Annotated in this window: 12 protein-coding genes; 7 read left to right on the top strand and 5 right to left on the bottom strand. The window is 73.4% G+C overall.

The window, feature by feature from the left end; translation table 11 throughout:
- Positions 1–7 precede the first annotated feature (7 nt).
- The 3 genes from ACWER9_RS15325 to ACWER9_RS15315 all read left to right on the top strand — a co-directional run bounded on the left by ACWER9_RS15325 (position 8) and on the right by ACWER9_RS15315 (position 4,438).
- The gene (locus ACWER9_RS15325) at positions 8–1,171 is read left to right on the top strand and encodes a DUF58 domain-containing protein (RefSeq protein ID WP_452302426.1); all 1,164 of its coding nucleotides are present in this window, start codon (positions 8–10) and stop codon (positions 1,169–1,171) included.
- Entirely contained in the window at positions 1,168–3,561 is a 2,394-nt protein-coding gene (locus ACWER9_RS15320) for a DUF3488 and transglutaminase-like domain-containing protein (RefSeq protein WP_452302425.1), read from the top strand. The genes ACWER9_RS15325 and ACWER9_RS15320 overlap by 4 nt, the downstream gene beginning before the upstream one ends.
- Before the next feature lie 112 nt (positions 3,562–3,673).
- On the top strand, positions 3,674–4,438 hold the full coding sequence (locus tag ACWER9_RS15315) for a class I SAM-dependent methyltransferase (protein ID WP_452302424.1): 765 nt from the start codon (positions 3,674–3,676) through the stop codon (positions 4,436–4,438).
- 18 nt (positions 4,439–4,456) lie between these two features.
- Here ACWER9_RS15315 and ACWER9_RS15310 read toward each other — a convergent pair whose 3' ends face one another.
- Together ACWER9_RS15310 and ACWER9_RS15305 are read right to left on the bottom strand one after the other, a co-directional pair.
- A complete protein-coding gene (locus ACWER9_RS15310; protein ID WP_452302423.1) occupies positions 4,457–5,248 on the bottom strand; it encodes an SDR family oxidoreductase in 792 nt (263 codons plus the stop codon).
- Entirely contained in the window at positions 5,245–6,228 is a 984-nt protein-coding gene (locus ACWER9_RS15305; RefSeq protein WP_452302452.1) for an LLM class F420-dependent oxidoreductase, read from the bottom strand. The genes ACWER9_RS15310 and ACWER9_RS15305 overlap by 4 nt, the downstream gene beginning before the upstream one ends.
- A gap of 155 nt (positions 6,229–6,383) precedes the next feature.
- Here ACWER9_RS15305 and ACWER9_RS15300 point away from each other — a divergent pair, with 155 nt between their 5' ends.
- Together ACWER9_RS15300 and ACWER9_RS15295 are read left to right on the top strand one after the other, a co-directional pair.
- Complete coding sequence (locus ACWER9_RS15300) at positions 6,384–7,604, top strand: low temperature requirement protein A (protein WP_452302422.1); 1,221 nt, start codon at positions 6,384–6,386, stop codon at positions 7,602–7,604.
- Positions 7,605–7,651: 47 nt separating this feature from the next.
- Positions 7,652–8,515 carry a DUF1028 domain-containing protein gene (locus ACWER9_RS15295; protein ID WP_452302421.1) on the top strand — a complete coding sequence of 288 codons (864 nt, stop codon included), beginning with the start codon at positions 7,652–7,654 and terminating at the stop codon, positions 8,513–8,515.
- 18 nt (positions 8,516–8,533) lie between these two features.
- Here the strand turns inward: ACWER9_RS15295 and ACWER9_RS15290 are convergent, their stop codons facing one another.
- Both ACWER9_RS15290 and ACWER9_RS15285 read right to left on the bottom strand, forming a co-directional pair.
- A complete protein-coding gene (locus tag ACWER9_RS15290; RefSeq protein ID WP_452302420.1) occupies positions 8,534–9,202 on the bottom strand; it encodes a maleylpyruvate isomerase N-terminal domain-containing protein in 669 nt (222 codons plus the stop codon).
- 8 nt (positions 9,203–9,210) lie between these two features.
- Complete coding sequence (locus ACWER9_RS15285; RefSeq protein ID WP_452302419.1) at positions 9,211–10,098, bottom strand: phosphatase PAP2 family protein; 888 nt, start codon at positions 10,096–10,098, stop codon at positions 9,211–9,213.
- A 230-nt stretch (positions 10,099–10,328) separates the two neighbouring features.
- Between ACWER9_RS15285 and ACWER9_RS15280 the strand changes: the two genes are divergently transcribed.
- Positions 10,329–10,937: a DUF3159 domain-containing protein gene (locus tag ACWER9_RS15280; RefSeq protein WP_452302451.1), complete on the top strand. Its 609-nt coding sequence runs from the start codon at positions 10,329–10,331 to the stop codon at positions 10,935–10,937.
- A gap of 314 nt (positions 10,938–11,251) precedes the next feature.
- Here ACWER9_RS15280 and ACWER9_RS15275 read toward each other — a convergent pair whose 3' ends face one another.
- Complete coding sequence (locus ACWER9_RS15275) at positions 11,252–14,158, bottom strand: glycoside hydrolase family 48 protein (RefSeq protein ID WP_452302418.1); 2,907 nt, start codon at positions 14,156–14,158, stop codon at positions 11,252–11,254.
- 841 nt (positions 14,159–14,999) lie between these two features.
- On the opposite strand from ACWER9_RS15275, the gene ACWER9_RS15270 reads away from it, so the two are divergent.
- Positions 15,000–16,343, top strand: a complete 1,344-nt coding sequence (locus tag ACWER9_RS15270) for a GH1 family beta-glucosidase (protein ID WP_452302417.1) — start codon at positions 15,000–15,002, stop codon at positions 16,341–16,343.

Below are 16,343 nucleotides of genomic sequence, written 5' to 3'. Positions count from 1 at the left end.
CAGCGCGATGGGGATCACCGCCCGTGGAGTCGGGCTGCTCGTCGCCGCCGTCCTGCTGCTGGGGGCGGGTTTCCGGTTCGCGTACCCCGAGTTGACGCTGCTCGGCGCGGCGGCCGGCGCGGCCGTCGGCTACGCCGCGCTGGTCGCCGCCTGGCGGCCCCGGCTGACGGTGACCCGCCACGCGGACCCGGACCGGGTGGCGCGCGGAGAACCGGCGAGCATGACCCTGACCGTGCGCAACACCGGCCGGCTGCGCTCGGCGAACCTGCTCGCCGAGGACCGGTGCGGCCAGCGGAGCGTGCCGGTGCCGGTGCTACGCCTGCGACCCGGGCGCGACACCGAGGTCCGCTACGACGTGCCGACCGACCGTCGCGGGGTCGTGCCGGTCGGGCCGCTGCGGGTGACCCGACGCGACCCGCTGGGGTTGGTGGCGCTGGCCCGCCCCTACGGTGCGGCGGTGCCGGTCTGGGTGTACCCCCGCATCCACCCGCTGACGGCGGTGCCGCGCGGCGCGGGGCGCAGCCTCGACGGCCGGGTGGACGGGGTCCCGCACGGGTCGATCACCTTCGACTCGCTACGGGAGTACGTGGTCGGCGACGAGCTGCGGCGGGTGCACTGGCGCACCAGCGCGCGGGTGGGTGAGCTGATGGTCCGGGAGAACGTCGACACCAGCCTGCCGCGCCTGGTCGTCCTGCTGGACAACCGCGCCGCCGCGCACCCGCAGCGCTCCGGTGGGGTCGCGGAGTCGTTCGAGTCGGCCTGTGAGGCGGCGGCGTCGGTCGTCACCGCCGCGCACCGCGCCGACCTGCCGGTGCTGCTGCTGTCGGTCGCCGCCGAAACCGTGACGTCCGACGGCGGGGCCGACGGCCCGCTCGGGCCACTGGACCGGCTCGCCGCCGCCGACCTGTCCGACGACCGCGACGCCGTGCGGGCGGCCACCACCCGGCTGCGGCAGGAACGGCTCGGCGACACGCTGATCTTCCTGACCGGGCCGGGCGGCCGCGACGAGCTGGGCCACGTCGGCGCGCTGCGCGGGGCGTACCCGTCGGTGGTGGTCGGGGTGTTCGGCGCGGCCGAGCCGACGCCACCGGGCACCGCCGGCCTGGTGGTCGTCGACGCCGCCGACGGCGCGCAGTTCGCCGCCGAGTGGGACGGGGTACGCCGGTGGTGAGCCGCGTCGTGCGGGCGCTGCGGGCGGCGGTCCTGCCGCTGGCCCTGATCGGGCTGACGGCGCTCGCCGGGGTGGTGCTCGGCCGGGTGTACGCCGGCGGCCTGCTGACCTGGCTGGTCGCCGGCGCCGCGGCGGGTTCGGTGCTTGTCAGCGTGGCCGCCCGACGGTTGCCGTCCTGGTTGGTGGCGCCGGTGTCGGTCGCCGCGATGGCCGGCTGGACACTGTGGTCGCTGCGGCTGGCCGCCACCCACGCCGAGCTGCCCGGCGGCCTGCTGGACGTCACCGTGGACGCCGCCCGCAACGGCATCCCCCGGCTGCTCACCGCGATGATCCCGGTGCAGCCCACCCCGGACACGGTGCTGGTCCCGGTCGTCGCCGCCTGGCTGGCCGGGCTGACCGGCGCGGAGGTGGCGCTGCGCACCGGCAGGGTGCTGCTGGGGTACCTGCCGGCGGCCGGGCTCTACGCCGCCACCCTCTACGTGGTCGGCCCGAACGCCGAACCGGCGCTCGCCCCGACGGTGGCGTTCGCCGCGATCGCGGCCCTCGGCCTGGCGACCCCCGCCACCGCGTCCGGCGGCGGCGATCCGACCGCCGACCTGACCCCCCGGGTACGCGCGGCGGTGCGGCTGCGGCTGACCGCAAGCGCGGCGCTCGGGGTGGCCCTGGTGATCGGGCTGGTCGCCCTGCTCGGCCCGGTCGTCGCCGGTCAGGTCGACGGCCGGCCGGTGGACCCACGCCGGTACGTGGAACCACCACAGGTGCAGACACTCGACGAGAATCCGCTGATCCGCATCTCCGGCTGGGCGCTGCACCCGGAGCAGAAACTGCTCGAGGTGAGCACGCAACGCGCCGACGCACCGCCTGACGGCGCCGCACCGGAGGCCGACCCGCCGAAGACCGACCCGCCGGCGGCTGACCCGGCGGCGGACAGCACCCGCAGTGTGCGGATCCGGTTGGCGGTGCTCAGCGACTACGACGGGGTGACCTGGCGGGTCGGCGCGACGTACCGCAACGCCGGCCGCATCCTGCCAGCCGCAGACCCGGCCCGCGACAGCACCGTGCAGACGGTCCGGCAGCAGATCAGCGTGGCGGAGCTCAGCGGCCGGCTACTGCCCGCCGTGGCGACACCCCAGCAGGTCAGCGGCGCGCGCGTCGCGTACGACCCGGCGAGCGGGACGCTGATCCGACCGGAAGGGTTGACCCCGGGGCTGCGGTACGCGGTGACCTCCACCGAGGAACGCCCCGACTCCAACCTGCTGCCCACCGCGAACGTACCCGCCGGCGACGAGGTGGCCCGGGTGCTACGGGTCGCGGACGGGGTACCCGACCCGATGCGTCGGCTCGCCACCCAACTCGCCGAGGACAACGGCGCGCCGTACGCGCGGGCGTCGGCGATCGAGCAGTTCCTCGCCGAGCACTACCGGGTGGTGGCGGACGCACCGAGCGGGCACGCGTACCCCAATCTGGGTTTCTTCCTGTTCGGCCCCCGCAACGGCGGCGGGCAGGAGGGCACCTCCGAGCAGTTCGCGGCGGCGTTCGCGGTCCTCGGCCGACTCTCCGGGCTCCCGACGCGGGTGGTGGTGGGCTTCCGGACCAGCGGGCAGGGGCCGGTGCTTGCCGGTGACGCGTACGCCTGGCCGGAGGTGCTCTTCGACGGGCTCGGCTGGGTCGCGTTCGACCCACTGCCCCGCCCGAACGACGAGCCGCGACCCGTGGAGGAGGACTTCCGCCCGACACCGGAGGACCCGCCACCGTCGGAGGCACCGGCACCGACCGCCGAGCCCAGCGCCTCACCGGAGCCGGAGGCCGCCGCCGACGCCTCGCCCGGCACCGACGGAATCTCCACGCCGGTGCTCGTCGCCGGCGGCAGCGGCGGACTGCTACTGGTGGTGGGGGCACTCCTGCTCACCCTGCTGGCGATGCGCCGCTCCCTGACCCGCAGCCGGCTCGTGCGGGGCGACCCCGGCCAGCGCATCGCCGGCGCCTGGCGGGAGGTCACCGACGCGCTCCGGCTGGCCGGCAAACCGATCGGGGACGACCTGGCGGCCACCGAGGTCGCCGGGCACGCCCGCCGTACTCTCGCCGACGCCCGAGCGGGCACCCGCCGCGACGAAACGGCCGCCGGTGCCGCCCGAGCAAGCACCACCAGCGGCGATGAAACTCCCGCCGGTGGCACTGCACCGGCGGACCCGTCCGCCCCGGCCGTTGACGAGCTGGCCACCCTGCTCAACCAGATGGGCTTCGCCCCCGGCGCCGCGACGCCCGACCAGGCGGACCGTGCCGCCGAGGTGGCCACCGCCTACGTGACCACCCTGCGCTCCGCCCGCCCCTGGTGGCGCCGCCTGCTCTGGTCCGTGCACCCCGCACCGCTGCGCCGCGCCCGCCGATGAGCGCGAGCGCACTCCCCCACGCAGGGGAGCGCGTTCCCGTCCGTGCGGGATGAGCCCGCCCCCTGCCCCATTGAAGACTCGAAGGCCGACCGACGACCAGGCTGGAGCGCTGATGAACCCGCACTACGACGGCTTTCTCGCCGACCACTACACCTGGATGTTCGGGATGCCCCACGCAACGCTCGTCGACGAACAGCTCGGTGCGCTGCGCGACGCCGGCGTCGCGGGACCGAACGGCACCGGCCTCGCCGTCGACCTCGGCTGCGGCTCCGGTTTCCAGTCGGTCGCACTGGCCCGAATGGGATACCCGAGCGTCCTGGCCGTCGACAGCAGCGCCAAACTCGTCGCCGAACTGGAACTGCACGCCGGTGAGCACCCGGCGATCCGCGTCGTCCACGACGACCTGAGCGAGGTCGCGGCCAGGCTCCCCGCCAGCACCGTCGAGCTGGCCGTCTGCATGGGCGACACCCTCACCCACCTGCCCGACCGGCAGGCCGTCACCCGACTCTTCGCCGACCTGTACGCCGCCCTCGCGCCGGGCGGACGCCTCGTGCTCAGCTTCCGCGACCTCACCACAATCCTCACCGGGACGGACCGGTTCATCCCGGTACGCGCCGACGCCGACGCGATCCTGACCTGCTTCCTGGAGTACGAGCCCGACGTCGTCACCGTCAACGACCTGCTCCACCAACGCAACGGTCAGCACGACTGGACGCTGTCCGCCAGCTCCTACCGCAAGCTGCGCATCGCCCCGCAGTGGGTCGCCGACCACCTCGGCGAAGCCGGCTTCGCCGAGGTGCGCCAGGCACCCGCACCCCGGCGCATGGCCCTGGTGACCGCCGTACGGGCATCCGTGACAGGCGAGGCCGACGGGTGAGATTCGAGGCGTAACGACTCAGGCGGTCAACCGGCGGATGAGTTTGCGCATGCCGGCCTGCCAGCCGTCCGGGTCCTCGGCGCGGCGGCGCGCGTAGTCGGCGACCTCCGGGTGCGGCAGGATCAGGAAACGCTCCTCGGCCAGCCCCGCGACGGCCGCCGCGGCGACCTGATCCGGGGTGAGCACCGCACCGGACGCGGCGACCACGCGCGCACCCAGGTGCCCCTCGGCGAGCCCGTCAGCGAGCATCGGGGTGTCCACCCCCTGCGGGCAGAGCGCGCTGACCCGGATGCCCCGGTCCCGGTAGGTGATGGCCAACCACTCCGCGAACCCCACCGAGGCGTGCTTCGTCGCCGTGTACGCGGCGTCGCCCACCGCCGTCAGCACACCCGCCGCCGAGCAGGTGTGCAGCAGGTGCCCACCGCCGCGGGCGAGCATCCCGGGCAGCACCGCGCGGGCCGAGTAGACGTGGGCGAGCACGTTGACCCGCCACGCCCGGTCCCATCCAGCGTCGTCGACCTCCACTCCCCCGCCGGTGGTCACCCCCGCGTTGGCGCAGAACAGGTCGACCCGGCCGTACCGCTGCTCGGTGTCGGCGACAAGCGCGCGGACCTGCTCCTCGTCGGTGACGTCGACGGCGCGGGCGTGCGCGACCGGGCCGATGCCCTCGGCCACCGCGCGGGCCGCCTCGGCGTCCAGGTCGGCGACCACCACGGCGGCGGCCCCCTCCGCGGCGAACCGGCGCGACAGCGCCGCGCCGATGCCGCCGGCCCCGCCGGTGACCACGACGATGCGGTCGGTGAGGTTCACGCGGCGACCTCCACCGAGGTGGCGCCCAACCGGGTGATGAGGCCGAGCAGCGCGTCCGCGCCGCCGGCCGTGACCTCGGGGGTGGGCAGCAACGCCATGATCGGCACATCCACCCCGGCGTCGGCGTAACGGCGCACCGCGGCGCGACACCGCTCCGGTGAGCCGTGCAGCACCAGCGCGTCGACCACCTCGTCCGGGACCGCCGCGTTGGCGCCGCGCCGGTCACCAGCGGCCCACGCCGCCCACATGGGCGCGAGCGCCTCGTCGCGGCCGAGCCAGCGGTGGAACTCGGCGTACGCCGGCACGGTGAGGTAGCTGGTGATGAGCCGGCGGCCCAGCGCCCGGGCGTAGGCGGTGTCCTCGGTGGGGCAGACGAAGATCCGGGCGGCGACCTCGAAGCCGGTCCGCCGCTCGCCCAGCTCGGCGAGGGCGCGCGGCACGTCGTCGGCGCCGAGCCAGTTGAGGATGACCCCGTCGGCCTCCGCACCGGCCAGCCGGAGCATCCCCGGGCGCAGCGCGGCCAGCAGGATCGGTGGCGGCACCGCCGGCGGCCGCTCCAGGGTGAACCGGCGGACGGCGAACGTGTCGTAGACCTCGTCGACGGTCTCACCGGCCAGCGCGGCGCGCAGGAAGCGCAGCACGTCGCGGGTGCGGCGGAACGGCTCGTCGAACGGCACCGCGTTCCAGTCCCGGACGAGCACCGGTGAGGACGCGCCGATGCCGAGCGAGAACCGACCCGGCGCGGCCTCGGCAAGTGCGGCCGCGCTCATCGCCAACAGCCCGGGCCCTCGGGTGAAGACCGGCGTGATCGCGGTGCCGAGCCGCAGCCCGGGCTGCCAGGCCGCGGCGAGCGCCAGCGGGGTGAACGCGTCGGCCCCGGCGACCTCGGAGGACCACACGTCGGTGAACCCGGCCCGGTCGAGGGCCGCGTAGGCCGCGTCGTGGTGCGCCAACGCGATCCCGCCCAGCGGCACCGTCATGCCCCATCGATTCGTCACCGATCGATCGTGCCCGTTGACGCGGGCCCCGGGCAAGATCCCCGGGTTGGGCAGAATCGCCGGCTTCCGGCCGTACGGGCCGGCGGGAAGTGCTACCACTTCGAGGTGGACCGCACCGACGGCGCAGGCCGCTGACCATGGGTTCCAGGGCGGCAGGACACCTGGAGCCGGTCCCCGGGGTGGCCACCCCGGGCCGGGCCACCTTCCTGGAACTCTTCTTCGACCTGGTGTACGTCTTCGCGCTCACCCGGATCTCGGCGCGGGCGTTCGAGGACCTGACCGAGGAGTCGGGCCGAACGCACATCTGGGAGGCGGTCACCGGCAGCGGCAAGACACTGCTGTTGCTGCTCGCGCTCTGGGCGGTCTGGCAGGGCACCGCGTGGACGACAAGCCGCTACGACCCCTACCGGGTGCCGCTGCAGACCGTGGTGATCACCGCGTTGGTGTGCAGCATGCTGATGGGGGTCGCGATCCCCCGGGCGTTCACCGAGACCGCGCTGATGTTCGCCGTGGCGTACGTCATCGCGCAGGTGACCCGGCCGGTGATCCTGTCGATCGCGCTGGGCCCGCACCCGTACCGCCGGCTGAAGGTGCGCATGGCGGTGATCTTCGCGGTGAGCGGAGTCCTCTGGATCAGCGGCGCGATGCTGAGCACCAACGCGCAGGTGGCGCTCTGGTCGACGGCGCTGGCGCTGGAGTACCTGGCGGCCCGCTGCGGCTGGCCGGTGCCGGGCCTGGGCCGCTCGACGATCTCCAAGTGGGAGATCGCCGGCGAGCACCTGGCCGAGCGGTACCAGCAGTTCTTCCTCGTCGCGCTGGGCGAGACGATCCTGGTGGCCGGTTTCGCGTACAGCAAGGGCCCGTACGAGGCGGGGCACGCGTGGGCGTTCGCGCTGGCACTTGCCACTTCGATCATGCTGTGGCGGATCTACGTGCAGCGGGCCGGGAGGATCCTGGGCGAGGCGGTGACGAAGGCACGGCACCCCGCCACCATCGGCCGATCCGCCGCCGACACCCACCTGGTGATGGTGATCGGTCTCGCCTCCACCGCGATCGGATACGAGCTGATCATCGAGGATCCGCTGGAGCGCATCCCCGGGCCGTGGCTGGTCATGGTGCTCGGCGGTCCGATCCTGTTCCTGGCCGGGCGGGCCCGCCTGGAGTACGAGGTGTTCGCCCGGGTCTCCCCGTCCCGGTGGATCGCCCTGCTGGTGCTGCTGGCGTCGGCCGTACCGCTGCGGCACCTGCCCGGGGTCGCCGCGACCGCGGTCGGAGCGGTGGTGCTGGCCGCGGTCGCGGTGATCGACGCCCGCCGGGCCCGTGGCGCCCCACCGGAGGCCGCCGCGCCACCGTTCTGAGCCCCGCGTACCCGCGTCACTGCGGCGCGGAGGGCTAATCTCGGCCGGTGACCTTCTCCCTCGTCGCCCGCTCCGCCGACGGCCGCCTGCACGGCGTCGCCGTCGCCAGCAAGTTCCTCGCCGCCGGGGCGTTGGTGCCGGCCGCCGCCGCCGAGGTCGGTGCGCTGGCCACCCAGGCCCACGTCAACCTCGCCTACCGCCCGCAGGGCCTCACCCTGCTGCGCACCGGGGTGGCCCCCGCCGACGTGGTGGCCGGGCTGATCGCCGCCGACCCCGAACGGGAGCACCGCCAACTCGGCGTCGTGGGGGCCAGCGGTGCCGGTGCCACCTGGACCGGGCCGGCGTGCCACCCGTGGGCCGGCGGGCGGACCGGCGACGGGTGGGCCGCACAGGGCAACATCCTCACCGGGCCGGAGGTCGTCGACGCCCTCGGCGCGGCCTGGCAGGCGGGAGCGGCACTGCCGTTCGCCGAGCGGCTCGTCGCCGCGCTGCGGGCCGGCGACGAGGCCGGCGGCGACCGGCGGGGCCGGCAGAGCGCCGGCCTGCTGGTGGTCGAGCGCGGCGGCGGGTACGGCGGCACCAGCGACGTGGTGGTGGACCTGCGCGTGGACGACCACCCGGACCCGGTCGCCGAGCTGGGCCGGCTGCTCACGGTGCACACCATGCTGTTCGGCCGGCCCGACCCGGCCACCCTGCTCGACCTGACCGGCACGGTCGCCGACGAGGTGGCGGCGTTGCTCACCGCGCTCGGCCATCCCGTGCACGCCGACGGCACCGAAGCGGCCCTGATCTCCTGGGCCGGTCTGGAGAACCTGGAGGAGCGGCTGGTGCCGGGGCGCATCGACCCGGTGGTGCTCACCCACCTGCGCGGTGTCGCCCCGCACGTCCCCGCCCCGCGCGCCGCGAGCTGACCCGGCGGGCAGCCCGGGTCAGCGGCCGAAGGAGAGCCACCGGAAGCCCGCGGCGTCGACCACGGTCCGCTCCGGGGCGGTCAACGCCACCCGGCCGGTGACCTTGCGGATCAGGGTCAGCCGGTCCCAGCCCAACCCGGCCGGCGCCGGCTGCCCGTCGGTGAGCAGGTCGCCGACGACCACCGCCGCCGCCGCGGTGAGCCACGCGGGTCGGCCCAGCGCGGCGGCCAGATCCAACCCGTGCACACCGACCTCGACGACCCGGGTCCGCAGGAACTCGCCGAGGAGCATCGCGTCGCCGTGCCGCGTTCGCACCACCCGGTCCGGCGGCGCGGCGGCGACCGCCGCCTCGGTGGCCCGCCAGGCCCGGTCGAACTCGGTCGCCAGCGCCGCCCGGCTCACCCGCAGCGCCTCCCGCTGCCCGCCGGCGATCCGGTCGGCGTCGACCTCGGCGGTGAACTTCGCGGCGCCGAAGTAGCCGGCGGCGTCCACCTCGGCGCGGGGCGGGGCCGGCGCGGCGAGCATGCCGGCCAGCCGGCCGACCCCGGTGCGGACGTGCGCGATCAGGTCCCGAACAGTCCACGGAGGGCAGTCGGTGGGTCGGCCGAGATCATCGTCGGTCAGCTCGGACAGGACCCCGCTGAGCCGCTCGCACTCGGCCGAGAACGCCGCCCGGACCGGCTCCACCGGACGACTCAGCCCTTGACCCGGGGCACCAGCCGGTGCACCACCGTGAGCGCCAACGCCATCACCACGGCCATCGCGCCGGCGATCCCGGCGGCGCTTCCCGCATACCCGACGAACAGCGGCCGGCGGGCCAACTCCTCCGGCCCGGTGTCGCGCAGGTCGAGCAGCCAGGCCAGGGAGAACCCGCAGGCGACCAGGGCGAGCACACCGCCGAGCCCGAGCACCAGCGCCGCGACCCGGTGGGCGTCACCCCTGGCGATCTCGGCCTGCTCCCGCTGGGTGACCAACAGGAGCAGCCCGGCCAACGCCGCCCACACACCCACCACGAGGTACGCGGCGGCCGCGTCGCTGGGCCGGTGCCAACCGGCGGAGAGGGTGGCGACCCCGGCCGCCGCGGCGTAGCCGGCACCGATGAAGGCACCGGCGGCCCGCACCTTGCGCGGCAGCACGAGCATCAACGCGACCGCCACCGAGGCGGCCACCGTGGCGTGCCCGCTCGGCAGGCTGTTGCCCACCGCGGCGCGTTCCGGGTCGACGCCGTAGTCGGGCCGGTTCAGCCCGTACTTGAGCAGCTGGGTCGTCACGTTCGCGCCGGCGATCAGCAGAGTCGCGGTGATCGCCAGGGCGATCCGCCCCCGCATCAACGCGATGAACCCGATCGTCGCGGTCGCGGCCAGCAGCGAGACCACCGACATCGCGTTGAGGATCCGGTCGACCGGACCATCGATGGTGTCCTGCCCGATCCGGTTACCGGTGAGGGCGACCGTGTCCACCCACTGACCGACCTCGGAGTGCACGGCCACCCGCCACACGGCAAGGAAGGCAGCCGCCTGGACGAGGGCCAGTACGACCAACCAGACCGCGGTCCAACCCCGTGCCGTCGCGCGCATCCGCACACCGTAGCGGCAGGTGTCGGCGCTTCGATCGGTGGCCCGCCGCCAATCGCCGGTTAGGTTGTGCCGGAGGCGAGGAGGCGGTGGTGAGCGGAGCACCGGAGCGCGACAGCGGCCCGGCCGAGCCCGGTCCGGAGCGACGGACGGGTGACGGTCCGGGGCAGGCGGAGCCGGCGCGGACCAGCGCCGACACCGATCCGGCAGGGCCGGCGCGGGCCGAGTCGTTGACGGACCTGCTGGGCGGGCGACGCGGTGCCATCGACGCCACCCTGCCGCCGTTGGCGTTCGCGGTGGGCTGGCTGCTGGGCGGCGAGTCGCTGTGGGGCGGGGTCGGCGCGGCGGTGGCCGTGGGCGCGGCGGTGGCCGGCGTACGGCTGCGCCGCGGCGACCGGCCGCGCTCGGTGCTGATCGGGCTGCTCGCCGTCTGCGTCGCGGCGTTGATCGCGGTGCGCACCGGGCGGGCCGAGAACTTCTTTCTGATCCAGGTGCTGTCCAACGCCGCCAGCGCTCTGGCGTGGACGGTCAGCATCGTGGTGCGCTGGCCGCTGCTCGGTGTGCTGGTCGGCGCGGTGCTGGGCCAGCGTGCCCGGTGGCGGCGCGACCCGGCGCTGCTGCGTGGGTACGGCCGGGCCAGTTGGGTGTGGACGGCGACCTACCTGCTGCGGGTGGCCGTGTTCGTGCCGCTCTACCTGAGTGGGCAGGTGCTCGCGCTGGTGGTGGCCCGGGTGGCGCTGACCTGGCCACTGGTCGCCGCGGCGCTGGCGCTGAGCTGGGTGGTGCTGCGGCGGTCGCTGCCGGCCGGGCACCCGGGGCTGCGTCACCCGGTCGCGCCGCCCCGCTGACCGGATGGGGCACGGCCACGGTCGGGGCAAAAAAGTGGAGAGGCCGCCACGGGGGGAGCGGCCTCTCCGGTGACGTACGTTACTCCGTCACAGTCCTCGGTGTGATCCCGCGACGGCCTGAATTTCTGGGCTTTTTCGCGGCTAGCTTCAGTCCGGGCGGTGGGGTGGGCCGACCGATCCGCTGCGTCGGCCAGATGGCCGGCCCACCCCGGCCTGACCGTGGGTGTCAGGCCGTCCGCCGGCCCCGGTCCGTCGTTCCCCGGACCGGGCCGGATCCCGGGGTGGGCGGTCCACGCCACCCACCCCGGGTCGTCTCAGCCGTTCGGGAACAGGCTGCCGTAGTCGGCGTACGCCATCGCGACGTCCGCCTGAGCCCAGAACCGGTGGTAGTTGAACTCGGGTTCCGGACCGCCGTTCAGGTACGCCTGCACCTTGGGCCAGTCCGGGTCGTTCTTGTAGAAGGACCGGATGTCGAGGAAGCTCTTGCCGGCGGCGATGGCGTCACCGTTCGGCATCTTCCCGGTCCAGCCGGACGGGACGTAGAGGCCCTGCCCGGTGGACGCGTTGTAGACGTCGTCGAAGCGCCGGTAGTCGCCACGCTTCTCGGTGGTGGAGACACCCTTGGCGTCGCTCGCGGCCGACAGCGCGTCGAGCAGACCCTTCGCGGTGGTCTTCGCCGCCGCGTTGCCCGACTTGGCGGCGTAGGCGATCAGGATCCGGGCGTAGGCGGCGGTGACGCCGACGTCCTGACCCTTGGTGATCACCTCGACGTGCAGGTTGGTGTTGGGCTGCGGGTTGGACGGGTTCCAGGTGGTCGGCTGACCGGTCCACGCCATGTCCGACGGGATCGACCAGTTGGTGCCGAGCGTGGTGTTGGCGATCGCCCACGGCACCCACTTGTCCAGCAGCGCCTTGGCCTTCGCGTTGCCGGTCTGCAGGTACAGCTCGGCGATGCGCTGCATCGACCAGGCCTGCATGCCGAACCACTGGTTCGACGGCGGGTCGTTGTAGACCGGGTCGACGTCGTAGAACATGCCGTAGAAGGTGCTGGTGCCCGACGGCGGCTGTGCGTAGCTGCCGTCCCAGCTGTTGGTGGCACCGCCGGCGATGCCGCCCTCGGCGGACTGCAGCCAGGTGTAGAACTCCAGCTGCCGCTCGAAGCTCTTGGTCCAGTCGCTGGCCGCGGTCGGCGACTTCGGCGCCAGCTCCGGGGTGTTGGTCAGCGCCCAGGCCGCGAACGGGTTCTGGTAGCCGAAGTGGTTGTGGCTGGAGCCGATCCGCCAGGACCAGTTCTGGCTGGTGTCGTACGCGCCACCCCAGGCGTAGTACCAGGACAGCAGGTAGTGCGCCGAATCCCGGCCGCTGCCGGCGGGGCAGGTGCTCGCCCCGACGCAGTTGCCGATCTTCTTGAAGTACTTGTCGAACATCGCGTACCGCAGGTAGTCGCCCATCTTGGCGGCCTTGGTGATGGTCGCCGCGACGTCGGCCTGCTTGTTCTGCGCCTTGGCCCAGGTCAGCGCCCAGTACGCGGCCTGCACGGCGCGGGCGTCGGCGTCCGGGGCGTTGGTGTACTTCCACTGCTTGGCGGGGGCGCCGGTGTCCTTGACGAACAGGTCGAGGTAGCCGTACTGACCGCCGTGCTTGAAGGTGTCGCAGGAGGGCTGCGGGATGGTCTCCCACACCGACTCCTGGGTGCCCCGCTGGAAGGTGTTGATGTAGGCGGGCTTGGTGGTGCCGTCACCGCAGCGGCCGAAGCCGTAGGTGTTGTCGACGTCCATCAGCCAGTGCATGCCGTAGATGTCGCCGGTGCCGTAGGTGGACTGCAGCTCCGAGCGGAGCGGGTCCTGCCCGACGGGGACGTTCGGGTTCAGCGCCGAGGGGTACTGGCTGGGCAGGTTGTACTCCGCCGCGTACTGCGGGGTGCCCGCCGAGCCGGAGGTCGGCTGGTCGGCGTGCGTCGGGATGATGTACTTCTCCATCACCGTCCAGGCGTTGTTGAACGGGGCCCAGTTCTGGGTGACCCGCCCGTAGTTCGCCTCCAGCCAGAGCCAGAAGCTGAACGCCTCGGAGGTGGTCTCGTGACCGTGGTCGGGTGCTTCCACGATCAGCGTCTCCACCGAGTGGTACGGCACGCCCTCGGGGCTGAAGTAGCCCGAGTTCTTGATCTTGCCGTACTGCTCGAGGAACTTCGCGATGTAGGTGTTGTCGCCGCCCGGGGTGTCGTTGTCGATCTCGGTGGCGGTGACCGCGAGCGAGGCGAGACCCGTGGCGGAGGCGGTGATGGTGGCGGCACCACCGGCGGTGTCGGCGTCCTCGGCCGCGGCGACCGTGACGGTGACCCCGGTGTTCCAGTTGCTCGAGGTCAGCGTGGCGCTTGTCGGCGAGACCGTGATGTCGGAGTCGCCGGTGCGGGTGAGGGTGACCGGCACGCTCGCCGTCGGCGCGGCGCTGAGCTTGAGGTTGAAGGTGGCGGTGCCACCCTCGGCGACACTCACCGCGGACGGGGTGGCCACGAGCGTCGGGCCGGTGGCGGCGCCGACGGTGAACGCCTTCTCGTCGACCCCGATGCCGTTGGCGTTGTCGTACGCCTTGGCCTGCACGGTGTAGCTGCCGGCCGGCAGGTCCTCCTGCGTGTAGGCGTACGGCGCGCTGGTGTCGGTGTTGATCAGCAGGCCGTTGCGGTAGAACTCGACCTTGCTGATCGTCCCGTCCGGGTCACTGGCGGTGGCGGTCAGCGGCACGTCGGCCGGCGCGGTGAACGGCCCGCTCGGCAGGCCCAGCGAGACCGTGGGCGGCTGGTTGGCCGGGGTGCCGTTGCAGGGCGTGCCGTTCAGGGTGAACGCGGCGGGCTTCGGGTTGCTCCCGGTGTGGGCGCCGTTGAAGCCGATGGTGGTGGATCCCCCGGTGCCGATGGTGCCGTTGTACGACTCGTTGGTCGCGGTGACCTCGCTGCCGGACTGGCTGAACCGGGCCGACCAACCCTGCGTGACCCGCTGGCCGCTGTTCGGGAAGGTCCACTTGAGCGTCCAGTTGGTGATCGGGTCGCCCAGGTTCTTGATGGTCACGTTTGCGGTGAAGCCGGTGTTCCAGTCGTTCGTCGCGTAGACCACGTCGCAGGCGGGCGCGGCCTGTGCGGCGCCGGCGGGCAGGGTCACCCCGCCGACGGCGAGCACGGCGGCGGCGACTATCGCCACTCGACGGCGTCGTGCCAGTTGTCTCATGTGCGCGGTGTCTCCTCGGGCCAGGCCGGGATGGTCCCGGCGGGGGCGCCTGCCCGCGAGGGTGGTGGTCCGCGGGGATGTCGAGGCGCCGGGAAGGTGGTCTCCCCCGGGCCCGGCCGGGGTACGGCGGTGCAGCCCGCACGGGAGGGGGTCCCGTCGGCCGATCGGGTGACCGTGACCGGAGCTGGTGCTGCCGGCTGCCCTCGGTGGACCCGCACTCACGCGGTGTGGCTCGTGCCGCGTCGAATCGACAGTGTGCCATGGAAGCGCTCCCACAACAAGCGCACGGAGCGCCGGATCAGCTCCTTGTTTCGATCTCGTTTTGGGGCTTTCACAAAGGCGTGACGGGCGTTACAGTCGCAACATCGGTCGATGGGAGCGCTTCCATCGACAAGGTTCCAACAAGAAGATCGCTGGGGTCGTCTCTGACGAGCCCAGGGACCAGACCGAGGGCCGACGACGGGCCAGCCCGGACGCCGTCGTCAGCCATCGTCCCGCCACTGGGAGGGAGGTGGAACCAGAGCCACTCGCGTGGCCCGGCTCCCGCGCGACACGCACGGCAGGACCCAAATCTCGCCCGTGTGTGTGCAGTTACGGTGGGGACGGGGGTTGCCCTCCCCCGTCCCCACACTAAACCCCCGTACACGATAGGAAAAGAGGCCGACGGGACAGGCGCGCTGCGCCGCCCGGACGGCCTCGTTCGCTGCTCGGGGCCACACCCGCCTCTCACCCGCCAGCGCCGGCCGTTCTGACGGCCGGCTGACCGGCTGGCAGCGCCTGCCCTATCATGGGAGCGCTCCCGAATCCTTCGGCGGTGGTCCCGTATCCATGAGGAGAATCCATGTCGATACCTACTGGGCCCGCCGGCCCGCTGCGCTTCCCGGACAACTTCGGCTGGGGCGCGGCCACCTCCGCCTACCAGATCGAGGGCGCCACCAAGGAGGACGGGCGCGGCGAGTCGGTCTGGGACACCTTCAGCCGCGTCCCGGGGCGCACCCGCAACGGCGACACCGGCGACGTGGCCATCGACCACTACCACCGCTACGCCGAGGACCTCGACCTCATGCGTGACCTCGGGTTGCGCAGCTACCGCTTCTCCATCTCCTGGCCCCGGATCCAGCCCGACGGCACCGGCACGCCCAACCAACGCGGCCTCGACTTCTACCGCCGCCTCCTCGACGGCCTGCACGAGCGCGGGATCACCCCGATGGCCACCCTGTTCCACTGGGACCTCCCCCAGGCCCTACAGGACGCCGGCGGTTGGGAGTCACGCGACACCGCCCACCGCTTCGCCGACTACGCCGACGTGGTCTTCCGCGCCCTCGGCGACCGGGTGCCGGCCTGGCTCACCATCAACGAGCCCAAGACCGTCGTGCAGAACGGCTACCTCACCGGCCACCACGCCCCCGGCCGACAGGACCCCGACGCCGCCTACCTGGTCGCCCACCACCTGCAACTCGCCCACGGGCTCGCCGTCGGCGCACTACGGGCCACCGGCAGCGACAGCCGGATCGGCCCCGCGTTCAACCTGCACCCCTGCTACCCCGCCGACGACTCTCCGCAGGCCGCCGCGGCCGCCCACCTCTACGACGGCTACGAGAACCGCCTCTACCTCGACTCCGCGCTGCGGGGCAGCTACCCGGAGGACCTGCTGGCCGACCTCGGCCCGCACAGCCGGATGGCCCAGGGCATCCGCGACGGCGACCTGAAGATCATCTCCGCGCCGATCGACCTGCTGGCCGTGCAGTACTACACCCCGATCTACGTCACCGGCGACGGCGGCACCGCACACCGTTGGGCGACCTCCGAGGCCGAATGGCAGCAGATCTACCCCGAGGGGATGTACGACCTCCTGACCCGGGTCACCCGCGACTACGGCCCGATCCCGCTCACCATCACCGAGAACGGACTACCCACTCCGGACACCCTGGGCGCGGACGACACCGTCCAGGACAGCGGTCGCATCAGTTTCCTGCGCGACCACCTCACCGCCGCGCACCGGGCCATCGCCGACGGGGTGCCGCTGGAGAGCTTCCACGTCTGGTCACTGCTCGACAACTTCGAGTGGGACCAGGGCTACGACCAGCGCTGGGGCCTCGTCTACGTCGACTACGCCACCCAGCGGCGGGTGCTCAAGAACTCCGCCATCTGGTACCGGTCCGTCATCGCCGACGGCGGCTTCTGA

This window comes from Micromonospora sp. NPDC003944 (assembly GCF_053605225.1).
This window is presented reverse-complemented; position numbering and strand designations above follow the sequence as displayed.